Here is a 20,582-nt window from a genome sequence, read left to right as displayed (position 1 = left end):
TTTATTTGTTTTTTATTTTTAAGGATTGTGTTTATTTTTAAGGATTAGTATAAAAAGCTTTCCAAATTGTTCCATTACACCCTTCATGCACTTTTGCTGTAGAATTATAACGAATTGCGCCTTCATCAGCTGGAGTACATGAATCACCTAAAGTTGCCCCAAAACCTTTTATCTGAATAGCTGCCCCTTTGGTTGCATCTGCTGTAGGCGCCATATTAATACCCACAATCGTAGTTGTGGCATTTGCTTGCCCATAAAAAGCATGTGATTTGTTTGCATAAACTGATTGATCTCCAGCCGCAGTACCATTAACACCAAACACCATAAATTTGGAACCTACAATTGCTGTGTTAGAAATACCAAAAGCAAAATTATTAGGACCTACGGTGTTAGCAGTACCTAAGGCAAATCCATCTGTAGAATTCTGATTACCTATCGCAATACCACTACCGTAGTTATCATTACCAAATGCTAAAGCACTCGACCCACTCAAATTTAGTATGGCACCATCGCTAATCCTTATTCCATTATTATTCCCGATAGCTTTAGCTCCATTGATTGCATAATTGTTATAACCTACAGCTGCTCCAGGAAAAGCTCCTCCTTGAGCCGAAACACTATTATTTCTTCCTAATGCAACATTAGAGGATGTATTATTTACCAGATTATTATTAGATCCCCATGCAAAAGAAGCATAAGGGGCTGATGTATTGGAATTTCCTCCTTTCATGTTTCCATTGGTATCTAAAATAGCTTTCACTTTGTTAAAAGTGGCAAAAACCAAACTTTGGTCTTCTATTGTTCCTAAAAAATTCCCAGATGAAATTGTAGCACCTAACAGAGCACCCGTTGCCGTAATTCCTGTATTTCCTGTTGTCGCCCAAGCGCTAGACAGTGCAGGCAATGCTGCAGGTGCCCATGTGGTTCCGTTATACGTTAAAACCTGTGTAGTTGTTGGAGCCGTGTTACTTAAAGGAATCCCCTGCAATTGATTTGCATTCCAAAGTGGGGCTGTATTATTAATTGTTAAATTAACATTACTCCCTCCCACTATAGAATTAGCAATTCCTCCTGATAAAACGAAAGCATCACCTGTATTAGCTACACTTGTTCCCTCTGTAATGCTATTTCTATTTATTCCAACAGTGGTTACACCAGAAGCTGTAGAAGCAGTTATTGGCTCAGTCCCTGTAATACTTGCAGCTCCAGAAGAAACTGTCTTCCATGTACCGACACCATTATCATCAGAGGTCAGAACTTTATTGGCAGCCTGCGAACCGTCGACTAATTGAAAACCTGCTCCAGCCGTCGACACGATATGAAGTTTAACTGCAGGATTAGGAACATTAATTCCTACATTTCCGTTATTAAGTACAGTAACCATCTCAATATCAGAAGAGTTATTAATTTCTAAAGCTTTAGTTGCAGATGTATTTCCTTTGGAAACCACATCTAACATAGCAGTTGGAGATGTTGTATTAATACTAACCTGTGCATGCGCAAAGTATCCTGTAAAAGATAAAACCGTAAGTGTTAATAATTTGTTTTTCATTAATGATATATTTGTTGTTTTTTGTGTGTTTTAAAGTGCAGAAGAATTCATCTTTTACTTACGAATAAGCAAAAGGATTATCTTTTTTTGTATAAAAATTTGATTATATAAAAGTATTTATTATAGTAAAATTCACTAAAATTCAGTCGATCACATTAGTTCAAATCCCAACTTGTGCTTTGTAATATGTATTGAAAGTAGTAAATCATAAGTAATAGATAATTTATTTTTCATTTATAGCGATATTTGTGTATTTTATTAAAATAATTAATCTTCTATCATCCTCCTACTTCATAAACAAGCAGAATAGTAGCTATCCTTTATTATAAAACTTGATTTTTAACATCTATCCGTAATATCTCACACAACCATAATTGTTGAAGGATTATGTTATTCTTCCTGTAATTAGTTAATCAAAAGACTGCTTAATAAAGAGCTAAAATAACTATGGAAAAGAAGGTAGTTTTATTTTCATAATTTTCGTGTTTTTTTCGTATGCAAATATAACAATTTTTCAAATTAAATAAGTTTTTTTCACAAATAAAACTAAAATAAATCAAAAAAACACAATTATTATTCAATGAATACATTTTAATTTTAGATATTTATCAATCATACACATATATGATCATAAAAAATACAATTATATTTAATTACTGTTATACAATACATTAATTATTTATGAATGATAAAAACAAAAAAAGGCCTGAGCAAATGCTCAGGCCTTTCTATTTTATAGAATAAGATGAATTACTTCAATTCTACTTCAGCACCAGCTTCTTCTAATTGCTTCTTAAGAGCTTCAGCTTCGTCTTTAGAGATACCTTCTTTAATAGCAGAAGGAGCTCCGTCTACGATGTCTTTAGCTTCTTTAAGACCTGCACCAGTTAAATCTTTTACCAATTTAACGATAGCTAATTTAGAAGCACCTGCAGACTTAAGAATTACGTCGAATTCAGTCTTTTCTTCAGCAGCTTCAGCACCACCTGCAGCAACTACTACAGCAGCAGCAGCTGGCTCGATTCCGTACTCATCCTTAAGGATAGTAGCTAATTCATTTACGTCTTTTACTGTTAAGTTTACTAGCGTTTCAGCTAAATTTTTTAAATCTGACATTGTTGTAATGTTTTTGTTGATTATTGATTGATTTTTTTGAGAGTCTAATTATTCTGCAGCTGGAGCTTCTCCTTCTGCAGCAGCTTCTGGAGTTTCAGTAGCTGGAGTTTCTTCCACAGCAGGTGCAGCAACTTCTTCAGTTGCAGCTTCTACAGCTTCAGATTTGTTTTGAAGAGCAGAAACAACTCTTTGAATTGGAGACTGAAGTAATCCGATGATTTCACCGATCATTTCTTCTCTAGACTTAATGCTTACTAAAGCATCAAGGTTGTTGTCACCAACATAGAAAGTTTCTTGAACGAAAGCTGATTTTAAAGCCGGCTTCTCTTCTTTTTTTCTAAAGTCTTTGATTAATTTTGCTGGAGCGTTAGCTGTTTCAGCAATCATTAATGCAGAGTTACCTTTGAAAGTTTGGAACATTTCAGAGAAATCTACTCCGTCAATTTGTTCCATTGCTTTTTGCAAAAGTGTATTTTTTACAACTTTTACTTTGATGTTTTGCTTGAAAGCCTGTCTTCTGAAATCAGAAGATTTAGCAGCATTCAAACCGTCTAGATCTGCTACATAAACTACTTTAGCATCCTGAAGCAAATCTTTGATCTCTTGTATCGCTACAACTTTTTGGTCTTTTGTCATTGTCTTAAGGATTATATTTAGTTAACAGATTTAGTATCGATTGCAATACCAGGGCTCATTGTAGAAGACAAATAAATGCTTTTTACATAAACTCCTTTTGCAGCAGTTGGCTTCATTTTGATCAAAGTAGAGATCAATTCCTGAGCATTTTCCTTGATTTTAGCAGCATCAAAAGATACTTTACCAATACCAGCGTGGATAATACCGTATTTGTCTACTTTAAAGTCAATTTTACCAGCTTTTACTTCAGTTACTGCTTTACCAATTTCCATAGTTACAGTACCTGATTTAGGGTTAGGCATCAAACCTCTTGGTCCTAATACTCTACCCAAAGGTCCTAATTTACCCATAACAGCTGGCATAGTAACGATAACATCAACGTCAGTCCAACCTTCTTTTATTTTTTGTAAATATTCGTCAAGACCTACATAGTCAGCACCCGCTTCTTTAGCTTCAGCTTCTTTATCTGGAGTTACTAAAGCCAAAACTTTAACATCTTTACCAGTACCGTGAGGAAGAGATACAACACCTCTTACCATTTGGTTTGCTTTTCTTGGATCTACACCCAATCTAACAGCGATATCTACAGAAGCATCAAATTTTGCAGTGTTCACCTCTTTTACAAGAGCAGAACCTTCTTCAAGGTTATAGATTCTTCCTTTTTCTACTTTGCTTAAAGCTTCCTTTTGCTTTTTAGTCAATTTTGCCATTTCTCTAAGTATTAAGCGTTAAAAGTTGGTTTAGTTCCTGTTACTCTTAATCCCATAGATCTAGCAGTACCTGCAACCATAGAAACTGCAGAATCCATTGTAAAGCAGTTAAGGTCAGTCATCTTGTCTTCAGCGATCTTTTGAACCTGAGCCCAAGATACAGCACCTACTTTGTTTCTGTTTGGTTCTCCGGAACCACCTTTGATTTTAGCCGCATCCATCAACTGGATTGCTGCAGGAGGAGTTTTGATTACGAATTCAAAAGATTTGTCTTCGTACACTGTAATTACTACAGGTAAAACTTGCCCTGGCTTATCTTGGGTTCTTCCGTTAAATTGCTTACAAAACTCCATGATGTTCACACCTGCAGAACCCAAAGCTGGACCTACTGGTGGAGATGGGTTTGCTGCTCCTCCTTTTACTTGGAGCTTAACCATTTTAAAGACTTTTTTAGCCATTTTTTGTTTTTTAAATTTGAATAATTAATGAGTTTGGAAGCATTTATTATTCAGCAGGTTACCGCACTCACATAAAGTAAACCTACTTTTCGGACTGCAAAATTATGAAATATTTTTTAATTAGCAAATTAATTGTTTGAGTTTTAATCAGATAATTAAAATATTTACATTATTTTTTTAAGCACTCGAAAATATCATAACCAAAATGGGCAAGACATTGTGATGAAGTTTATAAAAACTTAGAGAAATAATATTCCTTTACATTTTGTAATGAAAAACCTCTTCCATCGTATTGTATATGAATGAAAAAAAAGATAAAAAAAAGTATATTAAATATAAAAAATCTCTTTAAAAAAGGATTTTGATTAAACGAAATTTTATTACCCTCATTATCAGGTAACATAGATACAACAATGATAAATAAAAGCATAGAATATATATGATCCCAACGATACCAATCAATTCCCAAAAAATACAAAGGAATTACCCAAATTAAACTTATTAGAACAAACTTCACCAGTGTATAAAATTTATTTCTATAAAATAAAAATACATAATATAAAAACATTAAGGTTTCGATAACAAGCTCAAATATGAATATGATATAGGAAATAATTTCATTTTTAACAATCTCTATGCTATCCCAAAATTTAAAAAAGAAAATATTATTCTCACCAAAAACAACGCCTCTTTCTTTAATAATTTCCAAGCTGTGACCGCAATTAAGATCTTTCCCGAAAAAATATAGTATCCCCATAACAAGAGTAGGCCAAATGAAGACCATTATCCAAAATGAATATTTCTTTTTTTCTGTTTTAAGAATATGTATAAAAATAAAAAAAGGCAAAAAGAAATAAAACATTTCATGGATGAGCAATCCTATGCAGAACAAAACTAAAAAGGCTCTTTCTTTGAGAATAGTCATTCTACCTAATGCAAAATATGCTGCAAGCGCAAAAAGAATAATTTCTCTTTTCCCTGAATAAGACAAATTAATTGGAAAATACATAAAACATAATGGCGAGCATAGCAATACTAAAATGTTCCAATCAATTTTTTTCGAGATTAACAGCTTAAAATAGGAGAAAAAAACAAGAATATAAAAAACAACCTGAACAATAAAAATCTGAATAGGCAATGATATTCCAAATAGATCCTGTATTGCAAAAAAAATAGTCCCGCTAATTCCTCTACGTTTAAAACCACCGTCTTGGTAGTTAACAAGCCAGTCAGACATGGTCCATTCATGAACAGGCAATATTGCCTTTCCGTATAATTTTAGGATTATATATAAGAAGATTGCAGTTAAAAAAAAACAATACAATAAAAAAATGTTATTCTTCTTCGCAAATGAAATCATACCATGTATTATAATGAACAAAAAAAGGTTACCTTTTAAAGTAACCTTCACATATTTTAGAATAATATTTTAAACTTTTTCTACCTGCATATAGCTCAACTCCATTGGAGTTTTTCTTCCGAAGATCAAAACAGATACTTCTACTTTCTTCTTATCTTCAAGAATTTTTTCTACTGTACCATTGAATCCGTTGAAAGGACCATCGATTACTTTTACATTCTCTCCAACAATGAAAGGAACTTCTGCATCAGTAGCAAATTCTGAAAGTTCATCCATTCTACCAAGCATTCTGTTAACCTCAGATTTTCTCATCGGTACAGGATCTCCTCCTTTTGTTAAACTTAAGAAAGAAATTACCCCCGGAATATTTTTGATAACGTGAGGAATTTCCCCCATCAGATCTGCTTCTACCATTAGGTAACCTGGATAGTAAGGTCTTTCTTTAGGAACTTTTTTTCCGTTTCTAAGCTGAATCACCTTTTCCATAGGAATAACCACCTGAGTAACATACTGCTCAAACCCTAAACGTTTGATTTCTGTCTCAATATAGTTTTTCACTTTATTTTCCTGTCCGCTAATTGCTTTCAGTACATACCATTTTAATTCGCTCATTATTTAGAAAATAGTTTTTATTAGTTGAAGCTGTTAATTAGTATTCCTAAGATGTTGCTGATTGATTTTGAAAACAATTCATCAACACCGAAAGTAAATAATGCTAAAATGACAGTAGCAACAGTAACTACAATTGTAGAAGACTGTAAGTCTGACCATTTTGGCCATTCAACTTTATGTCTGAATTCGTTATAAGAACCTTTTAAAAAATCGACAAATGAACTCATAATTTATATTTGCACGGGCACAAGGATTCGAACCCTGATCAACGGTGTTGGAGACCGGTATCCTACCATTGGACGATGCCCGTAGATAAAAAGGCTTCCGAGAGTTTCCTTTCGGAAGCCTTTTTTGTATTATTTAGATAATTATTCTAAGATTTCAGTAACCTGACCAGAACCTACTGTTCTACCTCCTTCTCTGATCGCAAATCTAAGACCTACGTTAAGAGCGATTGGCTGTAACAATTCTACAGTGATCTCTAAGTTATCACCAGGCATTACCATTTCTACACCTTCTGGTAAGAAGATCTCACCTGTAACGTCAGTAGTTCTTACGTAGAACTGAGGACGGTACTTGTTGTGGAATGGAGTGTGACGTCCACCTTCTTCCTTAGAAAGGATATAAACAGAAGCTTTGAATTTTTTATGTGGCTTAACAGAATCTTTCTTAGCGATTACCATACCTCTCTTGATGTCAGTTTTTTCAATACCTCTCAACAATAGACCTACGTTATCACCAGCTTCACCTCTGTCTAGGATTTTTCTGAACATCTCAACTCCTGTAATAGTAGAAGTTAATTTCTCATCACCCATACCTACGATATCAACTGGATCTCCAGTGTTGATAACACCAGCCTCGATTCTACCAGTTGCTACAGTACCTCTACCTGTAATAGAGAATACGTCTTCGATTGGCATCAAGAATGGCTTTTCAGTATCTCTTGGTGGTTGCTCGATCCAAGTATCAACAGCGTCCATCAATTCTTCAACTGATTTGAACCATTTATCTTCAGTATCAGGAGTAGCAGCAGTAGCAGCAGTAAGAGCTCCTAATGCAGAACCTTGAATTACTGGAGAGTTATCTCCGTCAAATTCGTAAGTAGACAATAAGTCTCTAAGTTCCATTTCAACTAGCTCTAATAATTCAGCATCGTCTACCATGTCAACTTTGTTCATGAAAACAACAATTCTAGGTACGTTTACCTGACGACAAAGCAAGATGTGCTCTCTAGTCTGAGGCATTGGTCCGTCAGTTGCAGCACATACTACGATAGCTCCATCCATCTGAGCAGCACCAGTTACCATGTTCTTTACGTAATCCGCGTGACCTGGACAGTCAACGTGAGCATAGTGTCTTTTTTCAGTTTCGTACTCGATGTGAGCAGTATTGATAGTAATCCCTCTTTCTTTTTCTTCTGGAGCAGAGTCAATAGCAGAGAAATCTTTTTTCTCAGCAAGACCTTTGCTCGCTAATACAGCAGAAATAGCTGCAGTAAGTGTAGTTTTACCATGGTCAACGTGACCAATAGTACCAATGTTCAAGTGTGGTTTGTTACGATTAAACGTTTCCTTTGCCATGATTTAAATTATTTATTTTATTGTTATTCAAATTTTCGGTGTGCAAATATAATGAATTTTTATATACCAAAATCTTTTTATCAAAAAAAGTTTCATACTAAACCCAGAAAGTCACAAACCAGATTGTTTTTTCTAAACAGAATGCAAATTTAAGCAAAAAAAATCAAAAAAAAAAAGGGTTTGCAAAAATCCATGGCTAATTTTCTTTCGTAAATGATCTTAGAAACCCACTTAAAATAAATTATTATGAAAAAACTATTCAATTTTTGCATGGCAACATTTGCTTTTGTCACGGTAATTTCTTGTGATGATGACGAAAATATGATGCCTGAAGAACCTGTTGCAACTACTTTACCCAATGCGATGGTTTATGGTTTAACAGAAAACAATCAACTGGTCTATTTTAACACCAACAATTCCTCAACATTTACTTCTACAAAACCCATTATGGGAATTCCATCCGGAGAAAAATTGATGAGCATTGATTTCAGACCGGCTACCGGAGAATTGTATGCTGTGTCTAATGCAAGCAAGTTTTATATTATTAATACTTCTACCGCTTCTACGAGAGCTGTAAGTACAACAGCTTTTTCACCTGTAATTTCCGGAACTGTAGCATCCATTGATTTTAATCCAACCGTAGACAGAATAAGATTGGTGACCAATACCGGGCAAAACCTACGTTTACATCCTGAAACTGGTGCTATTGCAGCAACTGACACGAATATTGCAACCACGTCTTCCATTATGGGAATTGCTTACACCAACAGTTTTTCGGGAGCAACTTCTACCATTTTATATGACCTTGATGCTACTGCAGGAAAACTTTTTAAACAAGATCCGCCCAATAACGGAACTTTAGTAGAAGTAGGAAGTTTAGGAATTACTTTTACTGGACAAGCTGCCTTCGATATCAATACTGATAATACTTTAGCCATAATGGCGGCAACAACTGGTACACAAAATACTTTGTACACCGTAAATTTAACGAACGGAAAAGCTACAAACATCGGAAATCTTTCACAGAAAGTAATCGATCTGGCAATTCCTACAAATCCTGTTGCGTATGCAGTTGACAATACTAATTCATTACAAATCTTTAATCCTAATAATCCTCAACCTGTAACGAAAGCAATCACAGGTCTTCAATCTGGAGAAAACATTTTGGGTATTGATTTCAGGCCTTTAAACGGACAATTATATGCATTAGGAAGCTCGAGCAGAATTTATACCATCAATTTAGGAAATGGAGCTGCAACAGCAGTCGGTGCACAACTTCCGACTTTATTGGCAGGAACTGAGTTTGGCTTTGATTTTAACCCAACCGTTGATAAAATAAGAGTGGTAAGCAATACCGGACAAAATTTAAGATTAGATCCTGTTACGGGAGGAATTACCGCAACTGATGGCACTATTAATCCGGGAACACCAACTTTAAGCGCTGCAGCTTACACCAGCAATTTTGCAGGTGCAACGAGTACTTCCCTATTTGTAATTGATCATTCTACCGACAAAATTTACCTGCAAAATCCTCCTAATAACGGAACTTTAGTAGAAAGAGGATCTTTAGGGATCAACATTGATGGAGCCAATGGTTTTGACATCGGAAGTACAAGCGACAAAGCGTATTTAATAGCTACTGTTGCAGGAGCTACAAAAATTTACACCGTAAATACAACCAATGGTTCTGCCACATCATTAGCTAATTATCCCAATTCTGTAAGAGGTTTTACAATTGGTTTAGGATTTTAATGACACAAATTTTACATAGTTTTAATATTTACAAGAAGCGCTGAAAAATTAATTTTTCAGCGCTTCAAACTATATAATGTAAATGAAAGATAATTCTAAATAATTTCTTCGGTTTTCTTTGTTCTGTTAAAAATCCAGAAGATAATTGGGAAGATTAATAAAGTAAGAATCGTTGCCGTAATTAAACCACCAATAATTACGATCGCCAAAGGTTTTTGAGATTCAGAACCTATTCCAGTGGATAATGCAGCAGGTAATAATCCAATGGATGCCATTAAAGCCGTCATAATTACAGGTCTTGTTCTGGATTTTACTCCGTTAAATACAGCTTCATCCAACGGCAATCCGTCTTTTACATTCTGATGAAATTCCGTAATCAAAATCACTCCATTCTGAATACAAATTCCCAATAAAGCAATCATCCCAACTCCGGCAGAAATTCCGAAATTCATTCGGGTTAAATGAAGAGCGATAATTCCACCTATCAAAGCAAAAGGTACATTCGCCAAAACCAAAAGGGAATCTTTCATGTTTCCAAAAAGGATAAACAACAGGAAGAATATTCCTAAAATACTTATCGGCACCACTTCTGTAAGTCTTGATGTTGCTCTTTGCTGGTTTTCAAATTGACCAGTCCACCCCACTTTATATCCTTCGGGAAGATCAATTTTTGCCACTTCTTTCTGTGCATCTGCAATCGTTCCTCCTAAATCACGGTCACGAATTGAGAATTTAATTCCGATATAACGTTTAATGTCATCACGGTAAATAAACGCAGCTCCGTTATTTTTTTCAATATTTCCGACCTCTTTCAGCGGAATCATTGTTCCATCCTGCGTAGGAATCATCAGTGAAGCAATATCATTTTCATCTTTTCTGTATTCGTGAGAATATCTTAAACGAATCGGGAATTTCCTTTCACCATCATACATTTCAGAAGCCGTTTTTCCACCAAAAGCCATTTCCAGAACTGTTTGTGCATCTTCCGGCATTACACCATAAGCTGCCATTTTATTTCTGTCCCAAACCACATTTACTTCCGGCTGACCGATATTTTTAATAATTCCTGCATCACGAACTCCATCGACATCTTTTATTGATTTTAAAACTTTATCCGCCAATTCATCCAAAGTCTGAAGATTATCCCCGTAGATTTTAATTCCATTTTCAGCTTTAAATCCGGCAACCGCTTCAGCAACGTTATCAGAAATAGGTTGAGAATAATTAAATGTTATTCCTTGATAATTCCTTAGTTTTTTGTCAATTTCTTCTGTTAATTCTTCATAGCTGATCTTTCTTTTCCATTCATCTTTAGGTTTAAGATTGACCGCAAACTGCACAAATCCAAATCCATTCGGATCAGTTCCGTCGTTGCTTCGTCCGGTTTGCGCCAAAACATCGGTTACTTCAGGAACACTCATTATGTCTTTCTTTAAAATATCAGCTGTCTTCAAAGATTCTTTTAAAGAGGAGCTCATCGGCATTTCTGCAGTGATCCAAAGTGAACCTTCATTTAATTGAGGTAAAAATTCTGTTCCTAAAAATTTCCCAGAAAATAAAGCAACCGCCATAAACGAAATCGCTGTAATTAAACTTAATTTTTTATGTTTAAATGTAAAGCTGAAACCTTTCAGTACAATTCTGTCCCAAAAATTCACAAACGGATTGTTTTTCTCTTTTACATTTTTATTTAACAATAAATGCGTTAAAACAGGAACTAAAGTCAAGGTAAAAATCAAAGCACCTAACAATGCAAAACCAAGGGTAAATGCCAAAGGCGAGAACATTTTACCTTCCACTTTCTGGAATGAGAAAATTGGAATTAATGAAGTGATGATAATTAATTTTGAAAAGAAAATGGCTTTTCCTAAACCGGTTCCGGTTTGTTTGATCCAACCTGCTTTTGCGAGTTTATTAAATCTTTCATTACCATATTTTTTGGCTTTATGGTCGAGCATTACAAAAATCCCTTCGACCATGACGACGGCTCCGTCAATGATAATTCCGAAATCTACGGCTCCCAATGATAATAAATTGGCACTCATTCCTGCCATTTTTAAACATAAAAACGCAAAAAGCAACGACAAAGGAATGATGATGGAAACAATTAAAGTCGTTCGCCAATCTGCCATAAAGATCAAAACAATCACCGTAACAAGGATGATTCCTTCCATCAGATTGTGCATCACCGTTTCTGTCGTAAAATCCATCAGATTATCACGGTCGTAGAAAGTGACCATTTTTACATCTTTGGGAAGAATTTTTTCGTTAAGCTCTTTAATTTTAGCTTTTACGCCTACCAAAACTTCACGCGGATTTTCACCTTTTCGCATCACCACAATTCCTTCTACCGTATCATCCTGATTGTTTAATCCAGCCTGCCCTACTCTCGGTCGCGAACTTTCATGAACCTCAGCAACATATTTTACCAAAATTGGGTTTCCGCTATCATTATGAATAGTAATATTGCCGATATCGTCTATCGACTGTACCAAACCAATTCCTCGTACAACATAGGCTTGTCCGTTTTTTTCGATAACGTCTCCACCGACATTTAAATTACTTTTCGTCACCGCTTCATAAACCTGTAACGGCGTTAAATTATATTTATCTAAAGCTCTCGGATCAATACTCAACTCAAAAACTTTATCCTGACCTCCAAAAACATTGATATCTGCAACTCCTGGAACACCACGAAGCGCTCTGTCGATCACCCAATTCTGTAAAGTAAGAAGCTCACGGGAATCTTTTTTCTTACTTTCTAAAGTATATCTGAAAATTTCTCCGGTCGGTCCGTAAGGAGGCTGTACTTCGGGATCAATACCTTCAGGAAGACTTACATTTCGAAGCTGATTGTTGACCATATTTCGGGCAAACATATCATCAACTCCGTCATCAAACAGAATTTTAACAATAGAAAGACCAAACATGGTGGTACTTCGAACACTAGTTTTTTTCTGAACCGGGCTCATCGCTAGTTCAATCGGCGTCGTGACAAAACGCTCGACTTCTTCGGCACTTCTACCATCCCATTGCGTAATGATCACAATTTGAGTATTGGTAACATCGGGAAAAGCTTCGATCGGCATGTTTTTGAAACTTATAAACCCTGCAACCGCCAAAATCGCCACCCAAATAAAGGTAAAAGCCTTATTTTTAAGTGAAAACGATATTATATTTTTTATGAATTTATTCATGATAGAAATTAGATGTTAGACTTTAGATATTAGACTAATAACTAAGTGTTTAATTTTATCTAATGATTTAAAAACCATCAAGAAAATGAATGGTAAAGCTGACTTAAGGCATATCAAAAGATTCCTTAGTTTGGTTAAATAATAGGTTAATGATAATCGCTTACTATTTCAAAATATCTTAATGGTTTAGATCAATTAATTTTTTAGAGAACGATAGATCAACAACTGATTATTGGTAATTACATTTTCACCTTCTTTAAGACCTTCTGAAATGTATGTGACGTCACCCAGCTGTTTTAAAACCTGAATTTCTTTAATCTTCACATCAGTTCTCGATTTAAAAACGACAACATAACTTCTGTCATCATCAAATATCACAGCTTTTGAAGGAATAGAAAGCGCCATTTTATTTTCAGATTTTGAAACTTTAATTGTTGCTTTACTATCGGGAATCAACAATCCATTGGCGTTATCCAGAACAACTCTTGCCTGCATTGCATTGGTTTCAGGATCGATAATTTTGAATATTTTATCAATTTTTCCGTCAAAAACTTTATCCGGATAAGATAATGTGGAAACCTGAGCGGGCATTCCAAGACTTATTTTATCGATATCTGCTTCATTGATGTTCATAATTGCCCAAACATTTGTGGTATTCGCAACATCAAAAATATTTTCACTTCTGTCACTTCTCAGCTGCATATCTTTATTAATGTCCTTATGAACGATGTATCCGCTGATTGGTGCTAAAACACTATAAATATTTCCGTTTTTCACATTGTAAACCGTACTTACTGCAGATGCTCTCTGCATTTGGTCTTCGGCTTTCTGAAGCTGGCTTTTTGCTTCCAAAACATCTCTTTCCGTATTCAGTTTTCCTTCGTACATTTCTCTTGCAACCCGAAGATTATTTTTAGCAACCTGCAGATCTGTTCTTGCATCGCTTACATCTTTTTGTACTTCTGCCAGTTCGGTACTTCTTATCGTCGCTAAAACCTGACCTTTTCTTACATAATCTCCCAGTTCCACATTCACACTCATTACATTTCCTCCGACCAACGGAAATACGTCGATATAAGAATTTCTGTCGGCAGAGATTTTACCGTAAAAACTATATGAATCTTCTATATTTCTATTCTCAACTTTCGCTGTGGAAATTGATTCGAGCATTGTATTGCTCAGTTCAAAACCTTTTGGCTCGGGAGTTTTTGCAATTTCAGGTTTTGAGCATGACCATAAAAGCAAAGCTGAAAACAAGGGTATAATTATTTTTTTCATTGTAGATTATTATTAAAACGCAAAGGGCGCAAAGATTTTTTTAAATAACATGCCGTTTTTAAGTTCGCAAAGGCGTTTGACTTACGTCGAATCTTCGATTTCACTTAGCAAAGACTGTAGAAATTTTATATTTAATAGAAAATTTTGGTTTGTACTAATTGATTAAGCTTAATGGCAGACTCCATCAAATCGTTTTTCATATCATAGATCTGCAGTGCGGTTTGACGATAGCTTTCCATGAAATCTGTAAATTCAATTAAACTGATGTTTCCGTTTCTGAAATTTTTAAGCATTCCGTCATAGACAAGATCAAGATTACTTAAGTCGGTAGATTTTATTTCGGCTAACTGATCGTATTGGGTTTTCCAGATTTGAAAGGCAGACTGCACTTTTGTTTCTAAATTGAGTTTCTGAAATTCTGCGTTTTTCTGATTCTGCTTAATGGCGTAATTGGCTTTTTCTACATTTCCTTTATTGCTTTTCCATAATGGAATAGGAATTCCGACCTTCAAATTAATTTCATTATTAAAAGTTCCGGAAGCCTGATCATATTCTGCACCAACATTCAAATCAGGAACATTCAATGATTTTTGCCATTGCGCGTATAATTTAGAATTATCAATCAGTTTTAAAATGAATAAATAATCGGCGTTGTTTTCTAGTGCTTTTCTTTTCAACTCATCATCATCACCGAAAGGCTGTGCCGTTAAGACCAACTTCGCTTCTTCATCAGAAATCTTAGGCTCTATATTTTCAGTAATTCCGGTAAGAACTTTAAGGCTCTGCTCAAACTCTAAAAGATTTTTATTGATATTTACTTTATCATTATTCAACTGAATAACGATGCTTTGAAGCCTAACCTCATCTTTCAGCGAAACATTTCCTTTTGCAGACTGCACTTTGTACGCTTTCAAAAGATCGTTCATATACCCTAATTGCTTATTGGTATTTTCAAGCTTGAGTTTTTCGTAGTAAAGATTGTAATAATTGGTGTGAAGCTGAGTTCTCAACTCTACCAAAAGCTGTGAAAACTGTAATTGAGCCAGTTCTTTATTAGATTTTGCAAAAGCGATTTCGTTTTTCTTTTTTCCGCCCATATAAATCAGTTGGGTTACTTCGAAACCTTTTGCTCTTCCTGCATCCAAAACTCTTTTGTCTTGGGGATTGTAAGCATTGATATAGCCACTCATCTGCGGAAGCTCCCAGATTTTCGCCTGCAAAATATCTGCATCTGCCATATTGATGCTGTATTGCTCGGCAAGAAGCTGAAGATTGTTTTGCTGAAAGGCATTTTCGCACTCCAAAAGCGACATTTGCTGCTGCGCCGATATCACTGAAGAAATCACCACGAACAGTCCTGCAATTTTGTTCATTCTCTCAATTTTGATGACAAAAGTGCGGTTGCTCGATTAAAACGAACTTAAAGGAGGCTTAAAAAAAAATTAAATTTGGTTTTGGGAGGGAATGAAAATATTTTCTGAACTATTAATTTGGAACCATTAAGGGAATTTAAGAAGTTAAGTTTTATTAAGAAAAATCAAATAGATTTTAAAATGATAAGTACTTAAAGCAAGCTCAGCTTAATATTCTTAACTCCTTAATAAATCTTAATGGTTTATAATTTTTTCCACAGATCTCACAGAATTTATTTTAAAATTGAATGATAAAATACTCTCGCAGATTGACCAAATTAAGCAGATTTTTTTTTAACATCTCTTATCTGCGAAATCTGTTTAATCTGCGAGAAAATAAAAATAAAAAGATTTAAACCTTAAAAGATACTTTCAATACTTCTAAAATCTTATTTATTAAAAATCACACTAAACTTGTTCATATTTTCAGAAGGAGAATTGTATTGAATATTTGCATTATGATATTCTAAAATTCTTTTTGCAATTCGCAGTCCAAGACCGGAACCGGAAATATTCTGAGAATTGTTTCCGCGCATGAAAGCTTCAAAAAGTTTTGGTTGCTCTTCTTCAGAAATGGTATTACCTTCTGAAAAAACATCTACAGAAAGATGAGTTTCATTTTCGGTTATCAGAATTTTCACATCAGCATTGTCAGAGTAGACTGCTGCATTTTTCAGTAAATTAATAAATACAATATCTAAAAGCGACTGAACTCCATTGATGGTTAAGAAAGCATTCTCCTGCGTTTCTTCAGAAATAAGGAAATCCATTTTTAGATTGGGATAGCTTTTCTGCACTCGGTCGAAAGATTCAAAGATCACTTCATCTATTCTTACTTCTTCATAAATACTCTGAATATTCTCCTTATCGAATTTTGTGAGAAGTAAAAGTGAATTTGTAAGATCAGATAATTGATAAACATCTTTCAACATCTGTTTCAAAGCGGAAAGAGTTTCTGGAGAATGCTGCTCTAATTTAATTAAATTTTCCAGCTGAAAAGCCATTCTTGTAATCGGAGTCCTGATTTCGTGGGATGCACTTGCCGTAAAGTCTTTTTGGGACTGAAAAACATCATTCAATCGTACAATCATTGTATTAAATGAATTTGCTAAAATGCTGATTTCGTCATTAGACTGCTCCACCGGAATTTGCGTTGTCAGTTTATGAGCCGTAACTTCTGAAATTTCTTTATTCAAATCTTCCAAAGGCTGAAGAAATTTTCCCATAAAATAATAACTGAAAAATCCGATCAGCAAAGTACAGGTAATAAAAGCGGTAATTAAAAGATATTTCAAGTACTCAAGCTTCGATTTTCCGTTGGTGTCGTAAGCACTGGTGAGAATGTAATAATTTTCTCCGTTGATATTTTTTAAAGCGGCATATACTTCAGGAACGGTTTCTTCGTTGTAAATGTCTTTTTTCTTGTCGAGTTCAATAAGAAGTTCTTTGCTCCAGGTTACTTTTTGATCTTTTATTGTGCTATAAATAAGCTCTTTTTGACCGTTGAAAATTAAAATTGTTTCATTTAAGAGGAAATTATCTGAATTTTCATTAAAAAAGATAGGCGCTTCGTTCTCAAAATTTTTAGATTTTGAAATAAAATTGGTGGTAAATCCTAATCGCCTTACAAATCGGTCTTTAAATTCTTCCCTGCGGAAATCATTAAAAGAAATATAAATAATGATTAAAACAACCCCAAAAAGCAGCGAAAACGAAACACTTAACGTAAGCGCAATCTTCCTTTTTAAAGACATTCAGATGGTTTTTAGTTGCGTTGTTAGTTACATTATAAAGGATTTAGGTAATAACCAAAACCAGATCTGGTGTGAATCAACTTTACTTTATATTCTTTGTCGATCTTTTTTCTTAAAAAATTGATGTAAACTTCTACCGTATTGGTATTGGTGTTAAAATTATGTTCCCAGACATTTTCGGTGATCTGTTGTTTAGAAACCGTTCTTCCCTGCGCTTCTGCAAGATAAACAAGAAGCTGGAATTCTTTTAAAGTCAACGCAATTTCGTTTCCTGCACGGAAAACTTTTTGTTCGGTTTTATTTATAATTAAATCATCAATCCTTATAATATCTAAATCTATATTGTCAGAAGGAACTTTTCTTCTCAAAAGTGAGTTCATTCTAAGCAATAATTCTTCAAACTGAAAAGGCTTTACCAAATAATCATCTGCCAATCTCGTAAACGCATCTTTCTTATCTGAAATATCTCCATAAGCCGAAATAATAATGATCGGGGTATTTTTATCAAAAGAGCGAATGGTCTGACAAACATCCAAACCATTAACTTTTGGAACATTAATGTCTAAAAGATATAAATCGTACACATTATTCTTTATCTGGCGGAGAAAAGTTTCGCCGTCATAAATTTTATCACATGTAAATTGATTTGATTCTAAAAATTTACTCAACTCAGCTGAGAGAATAAGGTCGTCTTCTAATAAGAGAATGTTCATCAAGAAATATTTATAACGAATTTAATGAAAATTTCAGGATTATTTGGTGGAATTGATTTGATAGAACCTTTAAGTTTAATTTTCAGATTTCCTAAAGACTTCTTTCTAAAGTCTTTTAAACCTTATATTATGATTGATTAAAATAATATTAAACTTTAATTTGAAAAAGGTTTTGCTTATTTTAAAAGAATATTAGAAATTGGAATGCTTTTATATCTAAAGTTTAAGGCAAAAAAAATCCCGAAGAAATCGGGATAAAAAGTGAGCCAACTACGGGACTTGAACCCGTGACCTCTTCCTTACCAAGGAAGCACTCTACCGCTGAGCTAAGTCGGCCTAAACAAAAAAATCACACTATAGAGTATGATTTTTGTTGAGCGGAAGACGAGGGTCGAACTCGCGACATTCAGCTTGGAAGGCTGACGCTCTACCAACTGAGCTACTTCCGCAATTTTGTTTCCAAAACTATTGGTAAACGCTGTGCAAACTTAAGGAAAACCCTTTAAATATGCAAGTTTTTTTGTAATATAAAATGTGGGGAGAGCAGGATTCGAACCTACGAAGCCGAAGCAACTGAGTTACAGTCAGTCCCATTTAGCCACTCTGGAATCTCCCCAGATATTTTATATTAAATTGAGCCTCCAGAGGGACTCGAACCCACGACCTGCTGATTACAAATCAGCTGCTCTAGCCAACTGAGCTATGGAGGCAATTTAATAAAAACTGAAAGCTTTCAGAGAAACTCTACTCTGTGCTGCATCAGCAGTTAAAAAAAATCACGCCTAATGCGGTGTGAAATTGAGCGGAAGACGAGGGTCGAACTCGCGACATTCAGCTTGGAAGGCTGACGCTCTACCAACTGAGCTACTTCCGCAATTTTGTTTCCAAAATCATTGGTACCGGTTTGCAAATCTAGAAAATTTATTTCGAACCTGCAAGACTTTTTTCTAATTATTTTTTAACATAAAATGTGGGGAGAGCAGGATTCGAACCTACGAAGCCGAAGCAACTGAGTTACAGTCAGTCCCATTTAGCCACTCTGGAATCTCCCCAGATATTTTATATTAAATTGAGCCTCCAGAGGGACTCGAACCCACGACCTGCTGATTACAAATCAGCTGCTCTAGCCAACTGAGCTATGGAGGCAAAATTAAAAAGATTTCAAAAGATCGATGTTCCTTTTTGCGAGTGCAAATATAGAACAGATTTTTTGAAATCTCAAACTTTTTATCAAAGTTTTTTTACTTTTTTTATTACGCTAATTCTTTTTTCTTGATTAACAGTTTCTTAGCCGCATCAACACAAAGATCTAAACTTTCTTCAAAGCTGGAAGATGTCTTTTTTACTACAATATCATCACCCGGAACGACCAAAATCAATTCGGTAGTTTTATTTGCTCTGTCTGAATTATTTTCTACTTTCAAGAACACTTTACATTCCTGAATCTTGTCATAAAACGTTCCTAGTTTACTTACTTTTTTGTCTACATGTGACTCTAGCGGTTCGTGTGGAGTTAAGCCGATTGCTTGTACTGAAATCTTCATAATTCTTCTTTTTTAATTGCTCTTGGATGAGACTGATTAAACACTTTTTTCAACTGTTCAATATTGGCATTAGTGTACACTTGTGTGCTTGCAAGACTAGAATGACCCAATATTTTTTTAACTTTTGATATCTCTGCCCCATTGTCTAAAACATGCGTCGCGAAGCTATGTCTTAAAATATGAGGACTTCTTTTTTGTTTAGAAGTTATAAGACTAAGGTACTTATTAACTACTACATAGACAAATTTTTCGGTCAGTTTTTTTCCCTTTTTATTGATAAAAAAATAAGACTTAAATTCCTCTAGCGGTTTTCGTATTTTACGATAGTCTTTAAGCAATGAACTCAAATTTTCAGAAATAGGAATATATCTTTCTTTATTACCTTTTCCTAAGATTTTAAGTTCGTTTTCTTCTAAGTTTACACTTTCAAATATTAAGCCACAAAGTTCAGATTTACGAATTCCTGTTTGATATAAAACTTCGATAATAGATTTCACAAGTAAATCTTCCACTTCAGAAAATATTTTATTTTGTAAAACGCCCATCTCATCCTGTGAGAGAGGAATCTGCGGTTCAGGATAAAATTTCAATGATGATACGCTTTCGACCGGAGAAACTTCAATTTCACCCAATTTTAGAAGAAATAAATAAAAACTGCGAAGCGTAGAAAGCTTCCTGTTCACTGTTCTTTTTGAAATACCATTTTCACTAAGTTCAACAACAAAATTTCTGATTATTTTTTTGTCTACCTTCAGAAGGTCTTCTGAGGATTCGGTTTTGAGATAAAAAGAATAAAAATCGTCAAGATCACGACGATAACTTGTAATGGTATGAGGAGAATACCTCTTTTCGAACTGCAGATAATCTAAAAATCTATCTTGAATCATGGTCATTATAAAAAAAAAAAA

Annotated in this window: 17 protein-coding genes and 8 tRNA genes; 1 reads left to right on the top strand and 24 read right to left on the bottom strand. The window is 34.6% G+C overall.

All coding sequences use genetic code 11. The features are described 5' to 3' along the window. Positions 1-37 precede the first annotated feature (37 nt). The 10 genes from FDY99_RS13370 to tuf all read right to left on the bottom strand — a co-directional run bounded on the left by FDY99_RS13370 (position 38) and on the right by tuf (position 8,024). The gene (locus FDY99_RS13370) at positions 38-1,552 is read right to left on the bottom strand and encodes a hypothetical protein (protein ID WP_139422137.1); all 1,515 of its coding nucleotides are present in this window, start codon (positions 1,550-1,552) and stop codon (positions 38-40) included. 750 nt (positions 1,553-2,302) lie between these two features. Further along, positions 2,303-2,668, bottom strand: coding sequence for a 50S ribosomal protein L7/L12 (rplL, locus tag FDY99_RS13365; protein WP_074231997.1), 366 nt, complete (start codon positions 2,666-2,668; stop codon positions 2,303-2,305). A gap of 48 nt (positions 2,669-2,716) precedes the next feature. Further along, positions 2,717-3,304, bottom strand: a complete 588-nt coding sequence (rplJ, locus tag FDY99_RS13360; RefSeq protein ID WP_074231998.1) for a 50S ribosomal protein L10 — start codon at positions 3,302-3,304, stop codon at positions 2,717-2,719. A gap of 17 nt (positions 3,305-3,321) precedes the next feature. Then, positions 3,322-4,014 (bottom strand): 50S ribosomal protein L1, encoded by a 693-nt coding sequence (gene rplA, locus FDY99_RS13355; RefSeq protein ID WP_074231999.1) that lies wholly within the window; start codon positions 4,012-4,014, stop codon positions 3,322-3,324. Between the two features lie 11 nt (positions 4,015-4,025). Beyond that, a complete protein-coding gene (gene rplK / locus FDY99_RS13350; RefSeq protein WP_034679146.1) occupies positions 4,026-4,472 on the bottom strand; it encodes a 50S ribosomal protein L11 in 447 nt (148 codons plus the stop codon). A gap of 229 nt (positions 4,473-4,701) precedes the next feature. Further along, the gene (locus FDY99_RS13345; protein ID WP_162304172.1) at positions 4,702-5,709 is read right to left on the bottom strand and encodes a hypothetical protein; all 1,008 of its coding nucleotides are present in this window, start codon (positions 5,707-5,709) and stop codon (positions 4,702-4,704) included. 192 nt (positions 5,710-5,901) lie between these two features. Then, entirely contained in the window at positions 5,902-6,444 is a 543-nt protein-coding gene (gene nusG / locus FDY99_RS13335) for a transcription termination/antitermination protein NusG (protein WP_074232001.1), read from the bottom strand. Between the two features lie 20 nt (positions 6,445-6,464). Beyond that, a complete protein-coding gene (secE, locus tag FDY99_RS13330; RefSeq protein ID WP_066678600.1) occupies positions 6,465-6,671 on the bottom strand; it encodes a preprotein translocase subunit SecE in 207 nt (68 codons plus the stop codon). Between the two features lie 12 nt (positions 6,672-6,683). Further along, positions 6,684-6,754: transfer RNA gene (locus FDY99_RS13325), tRNA-Trp, on the bottom strand. A 58-nt stretch (positions 6,755-6,812) separates the two neighbouring features. After that, a complete protein-coding gene (gene tuf / locus FDY99_RS13320) occupies positions 6,813-8,024 on the bottom strand; it encodes an elongation factor Tu (RefSeq protein WP_102980872.1) in 1,212 nt (403 codons plus the stop codon). A 246-nt stretch (positions 8,025-8,270) separates the two neighbouring features. Here tuf and FDY99_RS13315 point away from each other — a divergent pair, with 246 nt between their 5' ends. Next, a complete protein-coding gene (locus FDY99_RS13315; protein ID WP_139422131.1) occupies positions 8,271-9,776 on the top strand; it encodes a DUF4394 domain-containing protein in 1,506 nt (501 codons plus the stop codon). 95 nt (positions 9,777-9,871) lie between these two features. Here FDY99_RS13315 and FDY99_RS13310 read toward each other — a convergent pair whose 3' ends face one another. The 14 genes from FDY99_RS13310 to FDY99_RS13245 form a co-directional block, all read right to left on the bottom strand. Beyond that, positions 9,872-12,973 carry an efflux RND transporter permease subunit gene (locus FDY99_RS13310; protein WP_139422129.1) on the bottom strand — a complete coding sequence of 1,034 codons (3,102 nt, stop codon included), beginning with the start codon at positions 12,971-12,973 and terminating at the stop codon, positions 9,872-9,874. Positions 12,974-13,168: 195 nt separating this feature from the next. Then, entirely contained in the window at positions 13,169-14,251 is a 1,083-nt protein-coding gene (locus FDY99_RS13305) for an efflux RND transporter periplasmic adaptor subunit (protein ID WP_139422127.1), read from the bottom strand. 131 nt (positions 14,252-14,382) lie between these two features. Further along, complete coding sequence (locus FDY99_RS13300; RefSeq protein WP_139422125.1) at positions 14,383-15,624, bottom strand: TolC family protein; 1,242 nt, start codon at positions 15,622-15,624, stop codon at positions 14,383-14,385. A 428-nt stretch (positions 15,625-16,052) separates the two neighbouring features. Continuing rightward, the gene (locus tag FDY99_RS13295) at positions 16,053-17,417 is read right to left on the bottom strand and encodes a HAMP domain-containing sensor histidine kinase (RefSeq protein WP_139422124.1); all 1,365 of its coding nucleotides are present in this window, start codon (positions 17,415-17,417) and stop codon (positions 16,053-16,055) included. A 32-nt stretch (positions 17,418-17,449) separates the two neighbouring features. Continuing rightward, positions 17,450-18,130, bottom strand: coding sequence for a response regulator transcription factor (locus FDY99_RS13290; RefSeq protein WP_074232007.1), 681 nt, complete (start codon positions 18,128-18,130; stop codon positions 17,450-17,452). A gap of 264 nt (positions 18,131-18,394) precedes the next feature. Continuing rightward, positions 18,395-18,466 (bottom strand) — tRNA-Thr (locus FDY99_RS13285). A gap of 40 nt (positions 18,467-18,506) precedes the next feature. Further along, a tRNA-Gly gene (locus FDY99_RS13280) sits at positions 18,507-18,579 on the bottom strand. An 86-nt stretch (positions 18,580-18,665) separates the two neighbouring features. Continuing rightward, positions 18,666-18,746 (bottom strand) — tRNA-Tyr (locus FDY99_RS13275). Positions 18,747-18,766: 20 nt separating this feature from the next. After that, positions 18,767-18,840: transfer RNA gene (locus FDY99_RS13270), tRNA-Thr, on the bottom strand. A 91-nt stretch (positions 18,841-18,931) separates the two neighbouring features. Then, a tRNA-Gly gene (locus tag FDY99_RS13265) sits at positions 18,932-19,004 on the bottom strand. 97 nt (positions 19,005-19,101) lie between these two features. Then, positions 19,102-19,182: transfer RNA gene (locus FDY99_RS13260), tRNA-Tyr, on the bottom strand. A 20-nt stretch (positions 19,183-19,202) separates the two neighbouring features. After that, positions 19,203-19,276 (bottom strand) — tRNA-Thr (locus FDY99_RS13255). A gap of 107 nt (positions 19,277-19,383) precedes the next feature. Then, positions 19,384-19,674, bottom strand: a complete 291-nt coding sequence (locus FDY99_RS13250) for an HPF/RaiA family ribosome-associated protein (RefSeq protein WP_139422122.1) — start codon at positions 19,672-19,674, stop codon at positions 19,384-19,386. Beyond that, positions 19,671-20,558 carry a tyrosine-type recombinase/integrase gene (locus FDY99_RS13245; protein WP_139423817.1) on the bottom strand — a complete coding sequence of 296 codons (888 nt, stop codon included), beginning with the start codon at positions 20,556-20,558 and terminating at the stop codon, positions 19,671-19,673. The genes FDY99_RS13250 and FDY99_RS13245 overlap by 4 nt, the downstream gene beginning before the upstream one ends. Positions 20,559-20,582 lie beyond the last annotated feature (24 nt).

Source organism: Chryseobacterium mulctrae (assembly GCF_006175945.1).
In the GTDB taxonomy this organism is placed as follows: domain Bacteria; phylum Bacteroidota; class Bacteroidia; order Flavobacteriales; family Weeksellaceae; genus Chryseobacterium; species Chryseobacterium mulctrae.
Note: the sequence above shows the minus strand (reverse complement) of the source record. Positions and strands in the feature narration are given on the sequence as shown.